Genomic DNA, 18,130 nt, shown 5'->3' with positions numbered 1-18,130 from the left:
AAGGCAACAGTAGAATTGACTTTGTTGAATAAATGAACAGATAATGGAAAATTGTGGAAGGAAAGTACGATGTCGAATAAAACAGATCGAACGAAGCAGCACATTGTCACAATATTTTTTGAAATGATGGATGAAATTGGTTTTGATAAAATCACCGTAGCAGGGTTATCTAAGCGTGCCAAAATAAATCGAGGAACCTTTTATCATTATTATGTGGACAAATATGCTTTACTGGAAGAAGTAGAAGAGGAAATGTATAGCAGTCTCGAACAAGTGATGAAAGATCACGTTGGTGTGACAGTAAAAAGCAAAATTGAGCAATATGGAAGAGCTAATATTTTCCAGTTCTTTAAAGAGGCCTGTGAAAACTTGATGATATTCCTCTACGAACGCAAGGAATTAGCGCAGGTTCTGATTGGCGAAAATGGCCGCCCACAATTCATTGAGCGTTTGGAGCGCTTGTATATCAAAACCGTTCAGCTCAAACTTCAGAACGTATCGCCTGAGATTACAGAAAGTGAGAAATTGCAGCAGGAATTTATTTATTATGGTGTGATTGCTATCGTTAAACGTTGGCTGCGTACGGGTGCGAGACAATCACCCGAAGAAATTGCTGAAATTCTCGCAAAAAGTATGACCACGTCACCGATAAGCATTTTTGAAGAAATCGAATCTCGTTAAACGAAGTCCTGCTGTTAAGAGGTGTTCTTGCAACAGGGCTCAATTTAGGTTGAGTCAGCTTGACATAACTAAACGTTAGTAGAGACGGTTATCTACCTTCATTTTATGATACAAGAAAAAAATGAACGACAGTTTTTATCTAATTTTTTTGACAAAGCGACTATCAATAGTTCGTCTAAAACGGATAGCACAGCAACAACTACAACGATTATTCCCCAAATAGGCAGCGATATAAAGTTATAAAGGTAGGGAGTCAAAAACAACAGTAAGCCGGTTAATTTATTGAGCCAAGTATGAAGACTTGTCCACTGACGAAAACGGATAAAGCCGATAGTATAGGTAAACAGTCGAAAGACAAGAATGACCAAAGCTGCACGTAGCAGCCAAAGTGGCAGTGAAATTTTTACAAGCAAAGTACCCGCTGCTAGAAATAAAAAAAGTGTGTCTGCCAAAGTATCTAAGAATGTTCCTAGATCGCTGGAACATTTTAATTTGCGAGCTAGATAGCCATCCACTATATCACTGACTCCACAAAGTGTATAGATAATTAGAAAATTTTGATCAAAAGGAGTTGTAAAAGGCAAAAAAAGGGTCAGTAAAATTCGGCAACTAGTCATAAGATCAGGAATGTTTTTCATAGCTTTAGTATAAAAGAAAAACCAGCTATTTTCTATTGAAAATTAGCTGGCTAAACTTAACGTTTGATTAACTCATAAGGTAAGCAGATTTTATCTTGCTTTTTTTGATAAAACAGCTGAAATGCTTGGCGACCACAATCAATTAGGTGATGGTCAATACTAGAGAAATTCATGACTTCACTAATTAACAAATTCTCTCGACCAACGACTATTGGAGTTGGGTAGTTTCGCAAAATAACAGCAGCAAGCTCATCACTGTTCACTAATAAACCATCTACCTGCTTGTTTGCGAAAAATTCTGCAGCTTGTGGGCCATCTTCTCCAGAGAAACAATCCCAAAAAATATTTGCTGGATCAAAATCAGGAAATACTTGGTAACTAAGTCTTTCAATTAAGACGGAATCCTGACTGATTTTTTTACTGCGGCCTAAAGTAACACCTAACTTTTTAACCCCACGCTCTTTTAAATAGAGCAGGGCTTCATGGATAGAAGATTCTAGATCGATATAAACAGAGCCAACGTTTTCCAATGCAATTTTTTGACAAAATATTAGTGGACCATAAGTAAGATAGGCGCGATAAAAATCGGGCTTATTGGCCATCGTTGTAATAATTAAACCATCAAATTCTTTGGCTGCAAATTGGTCCAAGTAATCTTTTTCAAGTTTTGGGTTATAGTTTGTCGGCAGCAAGGTAATTTTGTAGGAATAAAGAAAAGCTTCTTCCATTATTCCACTTAATAATTGGGTATAGTAAGGATGGTTTGTAAAGGGTAAAACCACACCAATATTTTTAGTTTCACCGTGACTCAAATTTTGGGCAGTTTTATTCGGAATGTAATTGAGCTCCTTCATGACAGCTAAAACCTTTTTGCGTTTTTCTTCTTTGATATAAGGATAGTCATTGATCACTCTTGAAACCGTTGAAACGGAATAGCCCGTTATTTTAGCTATATCTCGGATATTTGCCATAATTGATTACCTCTTTTTTTAGGGATAATTGATTATGCAGATCAGTAATGACAGCTGGACCAAACTCAAAAATAGCAAATTGCTCTTCTTCATAAGCGAAGATGATACGCTTTCCGCCATAATATTGATCTTCACCTAAATAGGAAATTTTTGATAAATCGATAACACGTTTGAAGGATTTCAATAAACCGACGGAACATGTAAGCACTAAACTATTGTCCTTTACCTGAATAAATGCATAATACAATTTTTCTTTACCATCTTTTTGAATTTTAACATAGGTTCTCATGTTTATTCCTCCTTTTTCTTATCTAAGTACAGTGTACTTTATGAAACGAGTTTCAATGCAAGCAGTTTATATCATAAAAATAAAAAACTTTTTTTGTATCAACGCAGATCAAAAAAATTGAGAGAAACGACCCCCATTAACAAAATTTGATTAAAGGATCTAGTCTATGAAAAAGCGTCATTTGTCCAATTTAAAAGCAAAGAATGAGCTAAACTGGATAAAAATCTTGCCACAACAATTCTTTATCGTTACACTGAATAAGGTAGAAATGCGAAAATTAAGGAGAAAAAGGTTGATGGAAAGTAAAAAAATAACGAAGCCAGTAAGAAGTGACTGGTTTTTACGGTTTATCAAAGGAATGTTTATCGGTTCTGGCTTTATTTTACCTGGTGTCAGCGGTGGAGCTTTAGCAGCAGTTTTTGGTATTTATGAACGGATCATTTCGTTTCTGGCACATATCACAAAGAACTTTAAAGAGAATGTCCTGTTTTTTATCCCCGTAGGATTGGGTGGTCTGGCAGGTGTATTTATTTTATCTTTTGCGGTTAGTTTCTTGCTTGGCGAATTTGAAACTATCATATTATGGTTCTTTGTCGGCTGTATCATTGGTACTGTTCCTGCGTTATGGAAAGAAGCAGGGAAACATGGCCGGTCGACGCGTGATATCGTCATTCTTGTGGTTAGTTTTGCAGCAGGATTCTTATTTTTGTGGCAGGGATCAGGCTTGTTTGGTGAAGTGGATCAAAACTTTTTCACATGGATGATTGCTGGGGGATTAATTGGTTTAGGATTGATTGTTCCTGGCTTAAGTCCCTCTAACTTCCTAGTATATATGGGTATGTATAAAGCAATGGCAGATGGATTTAAAACGTTGGATTTGAGCGTTCTTATTCCTATTGCTATTGGCGGCTTAGCGACTGTTTTAAGCTTGTCAAAAGTGATGGATTGGATTTTCAATCGTTATTTTTCGCCGATGTTTCATTTCATTTTAGGAATTGTTTTTGCTTCAACGATCATGATTATTCCCACCAACTACAGCGGAATCGGTTTCTTAGGATTTGTTGGCTGTGGGGTGTTATGTTTCTTGGGAGCGGCTTTAGGCTGGTGGATGAGTCGTTTAGAAGAGCGTTATAAACCGGAGGAAGAAAATTAAAAAAATTCAAATTAATACTTGCTTTTTTTTAAATAACCCTTTAACATATGAGTAAGCATTCGAGCTAGTAATAAATTTTCATGACAATTAGAGAGTTGATTCATCGGCTGAAAGATCAACACGTCTACTGAAATTTATGAACCTGTCGAAGAAGTATGTTGCGAAAGCAGCACGTATCTCCAGCGTTAAGGGAGCTGAAAGTTGGGTCATCTAAGAATGGCCAAGCAAGGTGGTACCGCGAAATTATCCGTTTCGTCCTTACAGTAATGTAGGGATGGAACGGTTTTTTTTATTAACTTTTAAGGGGATGTTTAGATGTCAAATTTACAAAAAGAAGATTTTTCAAAATGGTATTTACAAACAATTCAAAAAGCGGATTTAATGGATTATTCTCCTGTTCGCGGCTGTATTATTTTTAAACCAGACGGCTTCGAGTTGTGGCAGCATATTCAAGATGACTTCAACAAATTCTTGAAGGAAGAAGATATCCGCAACGTGTATTTCCCAATGTTGATCCCTAAACATTTCTTAGAAAAAGAAGAAGAACATGTGGAAGGTTTTGCACCAGAATTACCATGGTTGACAAAAGTCGGCGATGAAGAATTAGAAGAGCCGTACGCGCTTCGTCCAACTTCAGAAACCTTGATTGGAGATGCTTTCTCTAACTGGATCAATTCTTATCGTGACCTTCCTTTAGAGATTAACCAATGGGCGAATGTATTCCGTTGGGAAAAGAAAACGATGCCTTTCTTACGTACTTCAGAATTTTTATGGCAAGAAGGCCATACCGCTCATGAAACTGAAGAGGACGCACGCAACCGTACAATGAGTGCATTAGAGGCGTATGCAAATTTAATTGAGAATACCTTGGCAATCCCAGTTTATCGTGGTCAAAAAACACCATCTGAACGTTTTGCGGGTGCTGTTGATACCTATTCTGTCGAAGCAATGATGCGTGACGGTAAAGCCGTCCAAGCAGGAACGTCTCATTACCTTGGCAACAACTTTGCAAAAGCTTTCGACATTAAATTCTTAAATCGCAACAATGAACACGAACATGTATACACAACTTCTTGGGGAATTTCTACTCGCTTAATCGGTTCATTAATTATGGTTCATGGTGATGAAAAAGGATTGGTTCTACCTCCAAAAGTTGCACCTACACAAGTAGTCTTAATTCCAGTAGGCCCATGGCAAAAGAACCCAACTATTTTAGATCGCTTGAAAGAATTACAAGCAACTTTGAAAGCTCAAGACTTGCGTGTTCGAATTGATCAAACAGAAAATACACCTGGCTATAAATTTAACGAATGGGAACTAAAAGGCGCGCCATTGCGTATTGAATTTGGTCCTCGTGACTTGGAAAACAATCAGGTTGTTGTTAAAATGCGTGACCTTGAGGATAAAGCGACCGTTTCCTTAGATGATATCGAAGAGTACATCACGACAGAATTAGACACTATGCAAAAACGTCTATACGAAAGTGCTGCTGCTCGCTATAAAGAAAATGAGCACTATGACATTGATACGCTAGATGAGTTGAAAGAGCATATCGCCAAATCCAAAGAAACTGGCGAAGTCCCTGGATTTGTCTTAATCGGTTGGGATGGTACAGAAGAAACCGAGGCAAAAATCAAAGAAGAGACTGGCTTTACAACTCGCAATATCCCATTCAATCCTCCAGTTGAAAAAACTGTGGACATTGTTACTGGGGAACCTGCGAAACACACTGTGTGGATCGCACGCGCATATTAGGAAAGTTTCCGTGAAAGAGACTACTTTAAATATATAAAAATTCCTTCAATAACTGTTCGAAAAATCAGCCGCAAACAATAAGTAGACAGTGAGAAAATTTTTAACTCCCGCTGAAGTAAGTTTCTGAACGGACTTTTAATTGAGAGTTTGAGATAATGGTCTTAGTTGATCGTTGTCTTAAGCTCTTTTTTACTAGGAGGATGTTTATGAAAATTGTTGTATTAGATGGTCATGCGTTAAATCCAGGTGATTTATCTTGGAAAGGTTTTGAACTCTTTGGTGAAGTAAGCGTGTATGACCGTACCTCTTATACGAATATAGATGAAATTGTTGAACGTATTGGTGAGGCAGAAGTTATTCTGACTAATAAGACACCGATAGATGAAGAGGTATTATCGCAGACACCAAATGTTCGGTATATAGGTGTGATTGCGACAGGCTATAATGTTGTTGATACGGAAGCAGCCAAAAAACGAAAAATTGCCGTGACTAATATTCCGGCTTATGGAACCGATGCTGTTGCGCAGTTTACTTTTGCTTTATTATTGGAAATTACTAGTCAAGTTGGCTTACATAATCAGTCTGTTCATGCGGGTGATTGGGAAAAAAGCATTGATTTTACTTATACCAAGACATCTCTGATGGAATTAAGAGGGAAAACGCTAGGACTAATTGGTTATGGTGCCATTGCTCACGCAACTGCTAAAATAGCCCATGCAATGAATATGGAGGTGATTTATGCGAATCATCGACCTAAACCTTCTGAAGAGGAGTGGTTGAGTCAAGTTTCTTTGTCTGAGCTATATCAGAGATCCGATATTATCAGTTTGCACATTCCTCAGACAAAAGATACTGCTGGGATGATTAATGAAGAATCCATCATGAAAATGAAAGATCAGGTAATCCTGTTAAATACGGCTAGAGGTGGTCTGCTGGATGAACAGGCAGTTGCCGATGCTTTAAATGAAGGGAAAATCGCTGCAGCAGGAATTGATGTAGTCTCAACTGAACCAATTCAGGCTGATAACCCGTTATTAAAGGCCAAAAATTGCTTCATCACACCTCACATTGCTTGGGCACCCGTGGAGACAAGAGAACGTCTGATGGGCATTGCTGTAGACAATTTGGCTGGCTTTCTTAATGGAAAAGCTCAAAATATTGTGAATGAATAAATAGGGCAGCTAGACAAAAAAGTCTGGCTGCCTCTTTTTTATTGGAATAATTGATCGATCTTGTCGAAATCTTCTTGAGAAAGCGGAATGTCGCTGGCTTTAGAATTAGCTTCAACTTGTTTCGGGTTTTTGGCACCAGGAATGACAACACCCATCATAGGATGCTTCAGGTACCACGCTAATACTAATTGAGTAACACTCACATTGTATCGCTCAGCAATGGGTTTTAACTGATTCACTTTACCAATGATTTCTTTAAAACGTTCTCCTTTGAAGTCTGGATTTTTGCTGCGTAAATCACTATCATCAAACGTTGCTTCTTGTTCATATTTTCCGGTTAATAAACCAGAGTCCAAAGGATAATAAGGAACAAAGCTGATTTGCTCTTCTCTTAAATATGGAAACAGGGTATTTTCATGTTCTCGATGAATTAGGCTGTAACGCTCTTCAATTACATCAACATGCCCGTCTTGATTGGCTTCTTTCAATTGTTCCAGTGAAAAGTTTGAAACCCCAATAGCTTTTATTTTACCAGCTTGCTTTAACTCATACAAAGCAGCGACTGCTTCATTTTTAGGAGTAGATTCATCTGGAAAGTGAATGTAGAAAATATCTAAATAATCCGTTTGCAGACGTTCTAAAGATTCCTCAACTGCCTTTTTTAGAAATTCAGGAGAATTATTGAAGACTCCACCGTTGGACATGTCATGTGCTGCTTTAGAAGCTACAATGATTTTTGAACGATCAAATTCTTCTTCCTGTAGAACCTCCCCGATCAATTCTTCTGATCGTCCACGTCCATAAGAGAAGGCTGTATCCAGTAAAGTAATTCCGTTTCTAAGAGCAGTCCGGATCACTTCTTTTCCAACCTCTTCATCTAGATTAGGGTATAGATTGTGTCCACCAACTGCATTCGTTCCTAGCCCAAGCTTGCTTGCATATACTGAAGATTTTCCGATTTGTACTTCTGACATGACTAGTATCACTCCTTGATTTTTATTGTTAAATTATTTAAGACGCTAAATAGTCTGCTGATCAAAAATAAAAGCTTACTAGGTTTTATATAGAAGTCTTTTGTATTAGTTTAAAGCAAAAAAATAAAAAAAGCGAGACCTACTTTGACTTTATCCGCTTTGTATTCAACAAAAAAACTGAGACAAGTGCCTCAGTTTAAGTCAGTAAATAGTTCATCAATCATGGTATAGTCGGCTTCCGACAAGCGAATATCAACTGCTTTTGCATTTGCTTCGACTTGTTCAGGACGCTTAGCTCCGGGAATCACTACGCTAACATCAGGATTTTTCATGTACCAAGCCAATACCAGCTGGGCAACTGTGGCATTGTAGGTTTCAGCAATTGGACGAAGCAGATCAATTTTGGCTAAAATTTGTTTGAATCGTTCGCCTTTAAAATCAGGATTATCATTTCTCATGTCTGAGCTGTCAAAACCATTTTCTTCGGTATATTTCCCTGTCAGTAAACCAGATGCAAGAGGAAAGAATGGAACAAAACCAATTCGATGTTCTCTTAAGTAAGGGAATAAATTGATTTCAGCTTCGCGATGCAGCAAACTATATTGATCTTCGACCACATCGACATAGCCTTCTTGGTTAGCTTCCTTTAGCTGTTCCAACGAAAAATTCGAAACGCCAATTGCACGAATCTTTCCAGCTTCTTTTAATTCATGTAAAGCAGCCAAAGCTTCATTTTTAGGGGTGTGATCATCTGGAAAATGGATGTAGAAAATATCGATATAGTTAGTCTGTAATCGTTGCAACGCATCTTCAACGGCCTGTTTCAAGAATTCAGGTGAATTGTTAAGAGCACCGCCCTTAGTGACATCTTGAGCAGCTTTAGTAGCGATAATCACTCTGGAGCGATCATAGCTTGGCTCTTGCAATACTTCACCAATTAACTCTTCTGAACGTCCCATTCCATAAGCAAAGGCGGTATCCAGCAATGTGATGCCATTATCTAACGCTGCACGAACAACCGCTTTTCCTTTCTCTTCATCTAAATTAGGGAATAAATTGTGTCCACCAACTGCATTTGTTCCTAGACCCAAATCAGTTGAATAAACTCGTGATCTACCAATTCTTACGTCTGTCATTATTTCCTCACTCCTATTCTTTCAATTAAGTGTAAAGTGGAATGCAAAAAAAGTGAAATATCTTGCCTTTTCTTTTCACTTCGCCTTGACTTTCCGGTCTTTTTTTAGTAGCTTAAAAGATGATAATTAACATCAATGAAAGAAAGAGTAAGCAACGAAGAGGGTGCAGAGAGAATTTGCCTAGGCTGAGAGCAATTCCAAATCACGTTTCTGAAAGACATTCTGGAGATGAGCGGGTGCAAAGCCGCTCCGTATCGCAAGCGTTAATTGCTAGAGGGAAAAGGAAACTTTTTCAAAGATAGGTGGTACCGCGATTATTTCGTCCTTGTTCAGCTGAGCAAGGGCTTTTTTACGTCAATCAAGAAAAGAGGCAAAAAGATGAATTATCAGCGACCAAAAGGCACCAATGATATTTTACCTGGAGAAAGTGAAAAATGGCAGTTTGTGGAAGAAACTGCGCGTTTACTATTTGGGGATTATCAGTACCAAGAAATCCGCACCCCTATGTTCGAACACTATGAGGTAATTGCCCGCAGTGTGGGCGATACCACTGACATTGTATCAAAGGAAATGTATGACTTCCGAGATAAAGGTGATCGTCATGTCACACTGCGTCCAGAAGGGACTGCTCCTATTGTTCGGGCTTATGTGGAAAACAAACTATTTGGACCAGAACACAAGAAGCCTTACAAGGTTTATTACACAGGACCTATGTTTCGTTATGAGCGTCCGCAAAAGGGACGATTACGTCAATTCCATCAAATTGGTATTGAGGCTTTCGGCAGTGAAAACCCTAGCTTAGATGTTGAAGTTATGGCTATGGCAATGGACTATTTCAATCAATTAGGAATTCGACAAATCCGATTGGTAATCAATTCAATCGGGGACAAGGAAACACGTGCTGCTTATCGTCAGGCATTAATTGACTATTTAGAACCTTTTGAAGCCGAATTGAGTGAAGATTCTAGACGGCGGCTGCATGAAAATCCATTGCGGGTATTGGATAGTAAGGATAAGAAGGATAAACCAATCGTGGCAAATGCACCCAGCATTTTAGATTATCTTAGCGAACCTGCTCAAAAACATTTTGAGGCAGTAACTGAAACCTTAAAGCATTTAGGTATTGCGTATGAAATTGATCACCGGATGGTTCGGGGATTGGATTATTACACGCATACGATTTTTGAGATAATCAGTGATGCACCAGGTATGGGAGCACAGTCTACCATTTGTGGCGGTGGACGTTACGATGGACTGGTTGAAGAGCTTGGAGGACCAGTTACACCAGGTTTTGGTTTTGCTATGGGAATTGAGCGTATCTTGTTGACGTTAGAACAAGAAGATGTCCTTGTTCCAGCAATTAATAACTTGGATGCTTATGTAGTCGGAATTGGCGAAGGAACGAATATGGAAGTCCTTAAAATAGTTCAGGCAATCCGCGGATTTGGTTACTCAGCGGATCGAGACTTCATGCAGCGCAAAGCCAAAGCCCAGTTTAAATCAGCTGATAAGCAAGGAGCAAAACTGGTTTTAACTTTGGGAGAAGATGAATTAGAAAAAGGTCAAATCAATGTGAAGGCTTTAGCCTCTCACAGAGAGAAAACCTTCCCTCTAGAGGATATTTATCAGCAATTTAATGAAGTATATGACGAAATGATGACCTTCATTATAGAAGAATGATTCATAGCAAAAAATAATTACAAAGAATGAGGAGTAGAATAATGGCTAAAAGATCGGTTTATTGTGGTTTAATTTCTGACCAGTGGTTGGATAAAAAAGTAACACTGAAAGGCTGGGTTCAAAAGCGCCGCGATTTAGGTGGTTTAATTTTTATCGATTTACGCGACCGGGAAGGTGTTGTTCAAGTAGTTTTCAACCCTGAGGAATCCAAAGCGGCTTGGGAAGTGGCAGATCAATGCCGCAGCGAATATGTGGTGGAAATTACCGGGACAGTTATTCGTCGTGACGAAAACTCAGTGAATCCTAAAATGGCTACTGGTGATTTTGAAGTCAAAGGGGAAGAAATTGTCATTCTGAATGAAGCAAAAACACCCCCATTTTCAATTGAAGATGATCAAAATATCAGCGACGAAGTCCGTTTGAAATACCGATATATGGATTTACGTCGCCCGAAAATGACTCAGAATATCATGCTGCGCCATCGTTTGACTCAATCGGTCCGCAATTTTCTAGATAACAATGATTTCTTGGATATTGAAACACCATATCTGGCGAAATCAACACCAGAAGGAGCCCGGGACTATTTAGTACCCTCACGTGTTCACCCTGGTCATTTTTACGCGTTGCCGCAATCACCGCAAATTTTGAAACAATTGTTAATGACAGCTGGTTTTGACCGTTACTACCAAATTGTTCGTTGCTTCCGTGACGAAGATTTGCGTGGAGATCGCCAACCAGAATTTACTCAAATTGATATTGAAACAAGCTTTTTAACTGCAGAAGAGATTCAAGAATATACTGAAAACATGATTGCTCAAGTAATGAAAGATCTTTTGAATGTTGAAGTAACGTTGCCTTTCCCACGGATTACTTGGGATGATGCGATGGAACGCTATGGTTCGGATAAACCTGATACCCGATTTGATATGGAATTGATTGATGTAACAGAGATTGCTTCAGCAACTGACTTCAAAGTATTCCGTATGGCTACAGACAATGGCGGTGTGGTTAAGGCTTTAAATGCTAAAGGCGCAGCAGACAAATATTCTCGTAAAGAATTGGATAGATTAGGTCAGTTTGTCGGACAGTTTGGAGCTAAAGGCTTAGCCTGGATTAAAGTAGATGAAACGGGTGAACTAACTGGACCAATTGCTAAATTTATGGGCGGAGTTGCTGAGGAACTTAAAGCAGCAATGAAAGCTGAGGCTGGTGACGTGCTAATGTTTGCGGCAGATCAATTTTTAACTGCAGTAACAGCTTTAGGTGCTGTCCGTTCTAAAGTAGGGAAAGAATTAGGGTTGATTGACGAAAGTAAATTTAATTATCTATGGGTAGTTAACTGGCCTCAGTTTGAATATGATCAAGAGCTAGGGCGATATGTCTCCGCGCATCATCCATTCACTATGCCTAATGATGAAGATATTTCAAACTTAAAGGACCATCCAGAGAAGGTTTACGCACAAGCTTATGATATTGTCTTAAACGGCTATGAATTAGGTGGGGGATCCTTGCGTATCCATACACGTGAATTGCAGGAACAGGTTTTTGAAACATTAGGATTTACTCGTGAATCGGCGAATGAACAATTTGGTTTCTTATTAGAATCCTTAGACCTAGGATTCCCGCCAATTGGGGGAATTGCTCTTGGCTTAGACCGTTTTGCTATGCTATTGGCCGGAGAAGACAATATTCGTGAAGTCATTGCCTTTCCGAAGAATGGGAAAGCTGCAGACCCAATGTCGGATGCTCCAAGTACGGTTTCTCCATTGCAACTGTATGAGTTAAGCATTAACACTACAAATGTAGAAGACTAAGAATATTCTAAGATAAGCACGCTCTTTTGGGGCGTGCTTTCTTTTTAGTAAGAAACCCCGTATAATGTGTATGAATTTGTGGAAAAGAGGCCTTTAAATAAAATGAAAAAGAAGATAGAGGGTTGGCCGTATCATGATTTTGCCACCCGTTTGTCTGTTGCTGTTGTCTATGCATTTTTAGCTTCCATCGCGGTTAATTTCTTTTATCAACCAGGGAATATTTATTCCAGCGGTATAACTGGATTTGCTCAAATACTTACAACTCTGTCTCATCAATTGATTGGGTATACTGTACCAGTTTCTATTACTTTGTTCTTGCTGAATATTCCATTATTTGTTTTGGCTTGGTTTAAAATTGGTCACAAGTTCACAATTTTTACTTTTGTGACTGTCTTTTTAACATCCTTTTTTATGCATATCATTCCGGAGACTCAATTAACGGATGATCCTATCATTTGCGCCATTTTTGGTGGAGCCATTATGGGCGTAGGAATTGGTTTTGCTTTAAAAAACGGGTTGTCTTCTGGTGGATTGGATATTTTAAGTATTACGATTCGTAAAAAGACAGGGCGTTCGGTAGGTTCTATTTCGATTGTATTTAATGTAATGATTATGCTGATTGCCGGAATTCTATTTGGCTGGCAATACATGTTTTATTCAGCTTTGTCTATCTTTATGAGCGGAAAGCTTACCGATGCATTGTACACCAAACAGCGTAAAATGCAGGTAATGATTGTAACTAAGTGTCCAGATAAAGTTATTAACGGTATTCAAGAGAGTATGCGAAGAGGAATTACGATAATTAATGAGGCGGAGGGTGCTTACAAGCATGACAAACAGACGGTGCTCTTTACCGTTGTCACGCGTTTTGAGTTACCGCAACTAGAAACGATTATGCGGGAAACCGATCCAGGAGCTTTTGTCAGCATCTCTGAGAATGTTCGCATCATGGGACGATTTTATGAAGAATCTTTAGACTAAGCGAGGCTGCTGCCTCGCTTTTTTCGACTCAAGTTTTTCGTTTACGCGAACAGCTCGAATTATTTCCGTTTTTTCTTCTTTTTCCCCAGCTTTTTATCCAATCGTCGTTTCAGCTGCTTTTTTTCGTGTTGTTCCTTTCTCTGTCGAATCTTCTCTGGTCCTTCATAAGTGGATTGCTTTTTCTTCCTATTTTTGGATGGTTGTTTGCCCTTATCATTTTTAGAAAGCTTTTCTAACGGCGAGTTCCGGGCATTGCTATTGCTGGGTTCATTCTCAGGATCACCGTTGGGTATATCATCAAGCAAGAATTCGGGTTTGGCATCTTTCAGCTGAATCCCTCGTACAAAAGCTGTCAGTATCCTGTTAATCATTTCTGTGTCGTCAGTTTCAAGCGGTAGAGTAAAGCCATCCAGTAAGAAGTCAGTCGTTTCTTCTGGAGTTTTGCCAGCATAGGTATTATTTTTTAAATAGTCGCTGGAATCTACGAATAAAACAGGATCTTCTGAGCTGTCCTCTTCAACAACTTCCAGTTTTGTCAAGATACTTAGTGCTTCCGTGACTCGCGGCTGCAGGACTTTTACTAAGTCAACGGTTGGTTCTGATTCGCGCTCACTATCGTAAACCGGCTCAGTTGGCAAATAGGTGTATCGAACTAATTCAGTGAAGCGTCTTACGCCGTCTTTTTCAAATAGTGTTAGTGTGTTTAGAATGGATAAAAGATCAGTAGTCTCTTCAATAGAATAGCAGGGATCAACATCCTTTAGAGTAAAGCGATGCTTCTTACCGTTAGCGTCTCTATAGACAGTGGCGATGTTCATGAGTTCTTTTGCTTCACGGTTACCAGAATGCAGCATTTTGTGCAGATGATCAGTTTTGTCTCGAGTAAACTTGGTGACTGCTAAATACTCTTCGTGGTTTTCAAATAAGCGGTCAAGGACCTTTTTCCAATCCTCTGGGGTGAAAAATTCTTCAAAATAGACACAAAAATGACGGACAGGGGCTAACTCCTTTACATCACTTTCCAAAAAAATATGACAAATCAAATCTTGTGCCATGTAAGAAAAATCAAACGGTGAAAAAGCATTGCGTAAAAGCATAACAATTGAGCTTTCCACAATATGTTGAATAGAATGATACATTTCAAAATGATCCCAAAAGCGACGTTGAAGTCCAGGCCTTCCCATAGAGAACAGTTGTGTTTGTTGCAGTTTTTTTGTGGTCATCTTTTTATCTCCTTAATCTTTAGTAGATTTATTTTTGCCAGACAATAATAAATGAGTTGAATTTTATGTACTTTTCACGTTGTTTTAGTGTGCGCTCTCATTGTAATATATATTAGTGAAAAAGAAAACGTTTTTTTTGATGAAAATAGAAATACTCTCTCGAATCCTATTAAATAGACGTTTTTCGGATGCTTTAAAAATAAATAATTTCATTATAATTTTAACTTATTAAGTTTGACGTTATGTTTTGTAAGTGCTTTTAGTTATTTTAACCGAGGTTCTCAGTGTTTTATAAGCGAATGAGTATGCAATAAATTAACGGCTCTTTTAAAGAAATATAATTTGAGGATAATTAAATTTTTTAAGCTTATGTGTATATAAAAGTGAAGCAGACGTATAAAAAAGGAGATTACTCGTACTGATCTGGAAGAAATGCAACGTTTAGTTTTAAGCTGTTTTTAGATAATTAGTGGCTGAAAATTCTTAATTATTGTGGAAGTGATAGTCAATTAGTAAAAAAAGGTCGACCAATTCATTTGTCAGCCGTAATTCATTTTTATTTCTATTTATGCTATTGTTACTAGTGAAAGATTGCGTATTACTGGTCATCTGAAGGGGATATGAAAGCGTACTATTTTCTAATTAAGTAAAATTTAGGAAATGTTTATGTTCTGATATACCTCTTGCACTTTGAATAAATAGAACGTATAGTTTAATTTGATTCTAGAGTAAAGTTGGAAATAAAAAATGAAAAAAAGACTGAAAAATAGTCGTTATATAACTGGATTTGATGGACTTCGATCGTTGGCAGTGATTGGAGTCATTTTATATCATTTACTGCCTTCTCAAATGCGTGGTGGTTTCTTAGGTGTTCCGGTATTTTTTGTTGTTTCGGGGTATCTCATAACTGATTTACTTCTTCAAGAATGGAAACAAAATGGCAAAATTAAATTAGGTAAGTTTTATATACGAAGAATGAAGCGGCTTTATCCGGCTCTGGTAACAATGCTGATTGCTTCTTCGGCCTACATCACTTTATTTCAACGGAATTTGTTGAATAATTTGCGAGGTAATGTAGTCAGCAGTTTGCTCTACGTCAATAACTGGTGGCAGATTGAGCATGGACTTTCTTATTTCGATCGTTTTGCTGGAGAGTCTCCTTTTACCCATATCTGGTCATTGGCAGTTGAAGCCCAGAACTATCTTTTTTGGCCCATTATTTTCATTCTGTTAATGAAGCTAGTCAAAAATCGTGGAAAGATTTATATCACGATATCAATCGCTGCACTAATTTCTGCAATATGGATGGCGATCTTATTTATACCGGGTCAAGATCCCACACGCGTCTATTATGGAACAGACACTAGATTATTCTCCATTTTGATGGGCTCAGGTTTGGCATTTATTTGGCCTAGTACACGATTAAAGGCCCAAATACCAAAGCAAGCAAAAAAAGTGTTAAACAGTATCGGACTTGTTTCACTGCTGTTGTTAACCGCTGCTTTTCTATTTCTAAATGATGGAACTACTTTCCTTTATTATGGTGGGATGTTCTTAATTAGTTTAGTTTGCGTGGTATTGGTAGCTATTACAGCGCATCCGGGAGCTAGCTTAAATAAATGGCTGACTAATCCAGTATTTAATTGGTTAGGGAAACGAAGCTACGGAATTTACCTTTATCAATTTCCGATTATGATTTTTTATGAAGCGAAGGTTAATGTCGCAGATCACTTGGTGTTTCATACGATCATGGAGATTGTTTTAATTCTATTGGTGACAGAGCTCTCTTATCGTTTTGTTGAAAAGCCATTGCGTTTTTTCAATTATCGAGGACTTTTTGCTAAGTTAAAAACTTGGGTGCAAGCGCCACTGAAGAGTAAAGAAAAGATTGTATTGCTGTCTACTTCTTTAGTTACCTTAATAGCCTTAATTGGTATTGTGATGGCACCGACCAATCAAGTAGATGCAAACCAGCAAGAATTGCAAAAACAGATTGAAGCGAATCAAAAAGAAGCACAAAAAACACAGGCCTCCACAGAAACTACTGAAACAAGTAGTGAAGGTCCTGATATGGCTGAAAAATATGGATTAACCAATCGGCAAGTGACTAAAGCCGAAAACATGCAGGTCACTGCTTTTGGCGATTCTGTCTTATTAGCTGGTGCGGGTGGATTAAAAGAAATTTTCCCTAAAATGGTAATCGATGGTGAAGTTGGTCGTCAAGTAGACGATAGTCCGCCCTTGCTGCAAGCGTTGAAAGACAAAAAACAATTGGAAGATACAGTTTTATTAAGTCTTGGAACCAACGGGCCATTTACTGATGACGAATTCGATCAAATGATGAAAATCATTGGAAATAAACGTCGAGTATTTGTATTAAACGTTCACGTACCAACACAACGCTGGCAAAATGAAGTGAACCAAAAGCTTGGTGAAATGGCTGAAAAATATGAAAATATTACACTGATTGACTGGTATGGCTATAGCAGCAGCCAGCCTAGCTGGTTTTATGATGACCAAGTTCATCCGAATCCAGAAGGAATTGTTCCTTACTGTTCTCTAATTGCTAAGGCATTATTAACAGGACAATAGCAAAAGCGTTTTGTGAACTCTCACAAAACGCTTTTTTTTCGATATTCTTTTAAGTACTTTTCTTTTTGACCTCGGGGAAGTCGTTTAAAAGCAGCCTCTGCTTTCATAGCGGCACTTCTGGAACCAAAATGTTCTGCGTGAATCATAACAGCTGGCCGTCGTTTCGCTGGATGGGTGTATTTTGCACCTTTACCAGAGTTGTGCTCAGCTAAGCGTCTAGGAAGATCTACTGTGTATCCGCCATAGTACGTGTGATCATTACAGGCTAAAACATAAAAATAGTGATCAGTTGCGGCCATAGAGCATCTCCTCAACGGGTTTAGTGTAGTTTCCCTGAGCATCATAAGTGATTAATGGAGACAAGAAACGCAACCCTTCATTTTTTCCGTGTTTAATTCCTTCAATAAGCAAAATATTCGCTTCCTTGTCGCCTTTAGGGTAAACAAATTGAATCCTTTTAGGAGCAATTTGATAGTAACGCAAACAATCAATGATTTCTAAAAAGCGATCTGGCCGATGGACGATCGCAAAATGTCCATTCATTTTCAATAAGCGTGAAGAAGTAGCAATAACGTCTTCTAATGTTGCGTGAATTTCATGTCGAGCCGCTGCAAGATAAGGATTAGGATTTTTTCTGCTGGTTGGCAACTCTTTAAAATAGGGTGGATTACAAACCACCAGGTCAGTTGAATCGGGTTTGAACTGAGAAAACGTATCTTTCAAATCCAAGGTATGCATGGTCATCTGCTGGTCCAACTGGTTTAATTGAATACTACGACGCCCCATATCTGCTAACCGAGGTTGTAATTCAATTTGATCAATTGAAGCAGCTGTCTTTTTACTGATGAAAAGTCCAACAGCGCCATTTCCAGCACACAGATCCACGATTTTTCCACGCTTGGGAATTCTTGGGAAATTGGCCAGTAAAACGGCATCTAAAGAAAATGAAAAGACTTCAGAACTTTGAATAATCTGAATGTCCTCTGCATAGAGCTGGTCAATTCGTTCGCCATTGTTTAACATTTGCTTATACCCCCTTAAAAAAATCGTGCGCATGTATTATACTACGTT

At 38.4% G+C, this 18,130-nt stretch carries 16 protein-coding genes and 1 other annotated feature; of the genes, 8 read left to right on the top strand and 8 right to left on the bottom strand.

Annotated elements, in window-relative coordinates; genetic code table 11:
• Positions 1–69: 69 nt before the first annotated feature.
• The gene (locus tag IGI49_RS08025; protein WP_429964081.1) at positions 70–681 is read left to right on the top strand and encodes a TetR/AcrR family transcriptional regulator; all 612 of its coding nucleotides are present in this window, start codon (positions 70–72) and stop codon (positions 679–681) included.
• A gap of 98 nt (positions 682–779) precedes the next feature.
• Here IGI49_RS08025 and IGI49_RS08020 read toward each other — a convergent pair whose 3' ends face one another.
• Genes IGI49_RS08020 through IGI49_RS08010 form a run of 3 tightly spaced genes read right to left on the bottom strand, consistent with a single transcriptional unit; the run spans position 780 to position 2,579 of the window.
• Positions 780–1,319, bottom strand: a complete 540-nt coding sequence (locus tag IGI49_RS08020) for a CDP-alcohol phosphatidyltransferase family protein (RefSeq protein ID WP_429964080.1) — start codon at positions 1,317–1,319, stop codon at positions 780–782.
• Between the two features lie 56 nt (positions 1,320–1,375).
• On the bottom strand, positions 1,376–2,290 hold the full coding sequence (locus IGI49_RS08015) for a LacI family DNA-binding transcriptional regulator (protein WP_429964079.1): 915 nt from the start codon (positions 2,288–2,290) through the stop codon (positions 1,376–1,378).
• Positions 2,265–2,579 carry a hypothetical protein gene (locus IGI49_RS08010; protein ID WP_207701171.1) on the bottom strand — a complete coding sequence of 105 codons (315 nt, stop codon included), beginning with the start codon at positions 2,577–2,579 and terminating at the stop codon, positions 2,265–2,267. The genes IGI49_RS08015 and IGI49_RS08010 overlap by 26 nt, the downstream gene beginning before the upstream one ends.
• A 295-nt stretch (positions 2,580–2,874) precedes the next feature.
• On the opposite strand from IGI49_RS08010, the gene IGI49_RS08005 reads away from it, so the two are divergent.
• The 3 genes from IGI49_RS08005 to IGI49_RS07995 all read left to right on the top strand — a co-directional run bounded on the left by IGI49_RS08005 (position 2,875) and on the right by IGI49_RS07995 (position 6,659).
• On the top strand, positions 2,875–3,732 hold the full coding sequence (locus tag IGI49_RS08005) for a DUF368 domain-containing protein (RefSeq protein WP_429964078.1): 858 nt from the start codon (positions 2,875–2,877) through the stop codon (positions 3,730–3,732).
• A 315-nt stretch (positions 3,733–4,047) separates the two neighbouring features.
• Entirely contained in the window at positions 4,048–5,487 is a 1,440-nt protein-coding gene (proS, locus tag IGI49_RS08000) for a proline--tRNA ligase (protein WP_429964077.1), read from the top strand.
• Between the two features lie 206 nt (positions 5,488–5,693).
• Positions 5,694–6,659, top strand: coding sequence for a D-2-hydroxyacid dehydrogenase (locus IGI49_RS07995; RefSeq protein WP_429964076.1), 966 nt, complete (start codon positions 5,694–5,696; stop codon positions 6,657–6,659).
• A gap of 38 nt (positions 6,660–6,697) precedes the next feature.
• Here the strand turns inward: IGI49_RS07995 and IGI49_RS07990 are convergent, their stop codons facing one another.
• A complete protein-coding gene (locus IGI49_RS07990) occupies positions 6,698–7,633 on the bottom strand; it encodes an aldo/keto reductase (protein ID WP_429964075.1) in 936 nt (311 codons plus the stop codon).
• Positions 7,634–7,824: 191 nt separating this feature from the next.
• Positions 7,825–8,769, bottom strand: a complete 945-nt coding sequence (locus tag IGI49_RS07985; protein ID WP_429964074.1) for an aldo/keto reductase — start codon at positions 8,767–8,769, stop codon at positions 7,825–7,827.
• Positions 8,770–8,895: 126 nt separating this feature from the next.
• Positions 8,896–9,099 (top strand) — a binding site (T-box leader).
• Between the two features lie 48 nt (positions 9,100–9,147).
• On the opposite strand from IGI49_RS07985, the gene hisS reads away from it, so the two are divergent.
• The 3 genes from hisS (at position 9,148) to IGI49_RS07970 (ending at position 13,244) form a co-directional block, all read left to right on the top strand.
• Positions 9,148–10,449, top strand: coding sequence for a histidine--tRNA ligase (gene hisS, locus IGI49_RS07980; RefSeq protein ID WP_207701177.1), 1,302 nt, complete (start codon positions 9,148–9,150; stop codon positions 10,447–10,449).
• Between the two features lie 41 nt (positions 10,450–10,490).
• Entirely contained in the window at positions 10,491–12,263 is a 1,773-nt protein-coding gene (gene aspS / locus IGI49_RS07975) for an aspartate--tRNA ligase (protein ID WP_429964073.1), read from the top strand.
• 102 nt (positions 12,264–12,365) lie between these two features.
• Complete coding sequence (locus tag IGI49_RS07970; protein WP_207701179.1) at positions 12,366–13,244, top strand: YitT family protein; 879 nt, start codon at positions 12,366–12,368, stop codon at positions 13,242–13,244.
• Between the two features lie 59 nt (positions 13,245–13,303).
• Here IGI49_RS07970 and IGI49_RS07965 read toward each other — a convergent pair whose 3' ends face one another.
• A complete protein-coding gene (locus IGI49_RS07965) occupies positions 13,304–14,467 on the bottom strand; it encodes a hypothetical protein (RefSeq protein ID WP_429964072.1) in 1,164 nt (387 codons plus the stop codon).
• A 747-nt stretch (positions 14,468–15,214) separates the two neighbouring features.
• On the opposite strand from IGI49_RS07965, the gene IGI49_RS07960 reads away from it, so the two are divergent.
• The gene (locus IGI49_RS07960; RefSeq protein ID WP_429964071.1) at positions 15,215–17,059 is read left to right on the top strand and encodes an acyltransferase family protein; all 1,845 of its coding nucleotides are present in this window, start codon (positions 15,215–15,217) and stop codon (positions 17,057–17,059) included.
• 20 nt (positions 17,060–17,079) lie between these two features.
• Here IGI49_RS07960 and IGI49_RS07955 read toward each other — a convergent pair whose 3' ends face one another.
• Both IGI49_RS07955 and IGI49_RS07950 read right to left on the bottom strand, forming a co-directional pair.
• Positions 17,080–17,358 (bottom strand): GIY-YIG nuclease family protein, encoded by a 279-nt coding sequence (locus IGI49_RS07955; RefSeq protein WP_429964070.1) that lies wholly within the window; start codon positions 17,356–17,358, stop codon positions 17,080–17,082.
• Complete coding sequence (locus IGI49_RS07950; RefSeq protein WP_429964069.1) at positions 17,345–18,082, bottom strand: tRNA1(Val) (adenine(37)-N6)-methyltransferase; 738 nt, start codon at positions 18,080–18,082, stop codon at positions 17,345–17,347. Before IGI49_RS07950 ends, IGI49_RS07955 begins: the two co-directional genes overlap by 14 nt.
• Positions 18,083–18,130: the final 48 nt, after the last annotated feature.

The organism is Enterococcus sp. AZ071, from assembly GCF_050499065.1.
In the GTDB taxonomy this organism is placed as follows: Bacteria; Bacillota; Bacilli; order Lactobacillales; family Enterococcaceae; genus Enterococcus_A; species Enterococcus_A ferrettii.
Note: the sequence above shows the minus strand (reverse complement) of the source record. Positions and strands in the feature narration are given on the sequence as shown.

Bases quoted from the DNA above. Each gene is read 5' to 3' on its own strand.
- IGI49_RS08025 (WP_429964081.1), top strand. From the start codon at position 70: ATGTCGAATAAAACAGATCGAACGAAGCAGCACATTGTCACAATATTT.
- IGI49_RS08020 (WP_429964080.1), bottom strand. From the start codon at position 1,319: ATGAAAAACATTCCTGATCTTATGACTAGTTGCCGAATTTTACTGACC.
- IGI49_RS08015 (WP_429964079.1), bottom strand. From the start codon at position 2,290: ATGGCAAATATCCGAGATATAGCTAAAATAACGGGCTATTCCGTTTCA.
- IGI49_RS08010 (WP_207701171.1), bottom strand. From the start codon at position 2,579: ATGAGAACCTATGTTAAAATTCAAAAAGATGGTAAAGAAAAATTGTAT.
- IGI49_RS08005 (WP_429964078.1), top strand. From the start codon at position 2,875: ATGGAAAGTAAAAAAATAACGAAGCCAGTAAGAAGTGACTGGTTTTTA.
- proS (WP_429964077.1), top strand. From the start codon at position 4,048: ATGTCAAATTTACAAAAAGAAGATTTTTCAAAATGGTATTTACAAACA.
- IGI49_RS07995 (WP_429964076.1), top strand. From the start codon at position 5,694: ATGAAAATTGTTGTATTAGATGGTCATGCGTTAAATCCAGGTGATTTA.
- IGI49_RS07990 (WP_429964075.1), bottom strand. From the start codon at position 7,633: ATGTCAGAAGTACAAATCGGAAAATCTTCAGTATATGCAAGCAAGCTT.
- IGI49_RS07985 (WP_429964074.1), bottom strand. From the start codon at position 8,769: ATGACAGACGTAAGAATTGGTAGATCACGAGTTTATTCAACTGATTTG.
- hisS (WP_207701177.1), top strand. From the start codon at position 9,148: ATGAATTATCAGCGACCAAAAGGCACCAATGATATTTTACCTGGAGAA.
- aspS (WP_429964073.1), top strand. From the start codon at position 10,491: ATGGCTAAAAGATCGGTTTATTGTGGTTTAATTTCTGACCAGTGGTTG.
- IGI49_RS07970 (WP_207701179.1), top strand. From the start codon at position 12,366: ATGAAAAAGAAGATAGAGGGTTGGCCGTATCATGATTTTGCCACCCGT.
- IGI49_RS07965 (WP_429964072.1), bottom strand. From the start codon at position 14,467: ATGACCACAAAAAAACTGCAACAAACACAACTGTTCTCTATGGGAAGG.
- IGI49_RS07960 (WP_429964071.1), top strand. From the start codon at position 15,215: ATGAAAAAAAGACTGAAAAATAGTCGTTATATAACTGGATTTGATGGA.
- IGI49_RS07955 (WP_429964070.1), bottom strand. From the start codon at position 17,358: ATGGCCGCAACTGATCACTATTTTTATGTTTTAGCCTGTAATGATCAC.
- IGI49_RS07950 (WP_429964069.1), bottom strand. From the start codon at position 18,082: ATGTTAAACAATGGCGAACGAATTGACCAGCTCTATGCAGAGGACATT.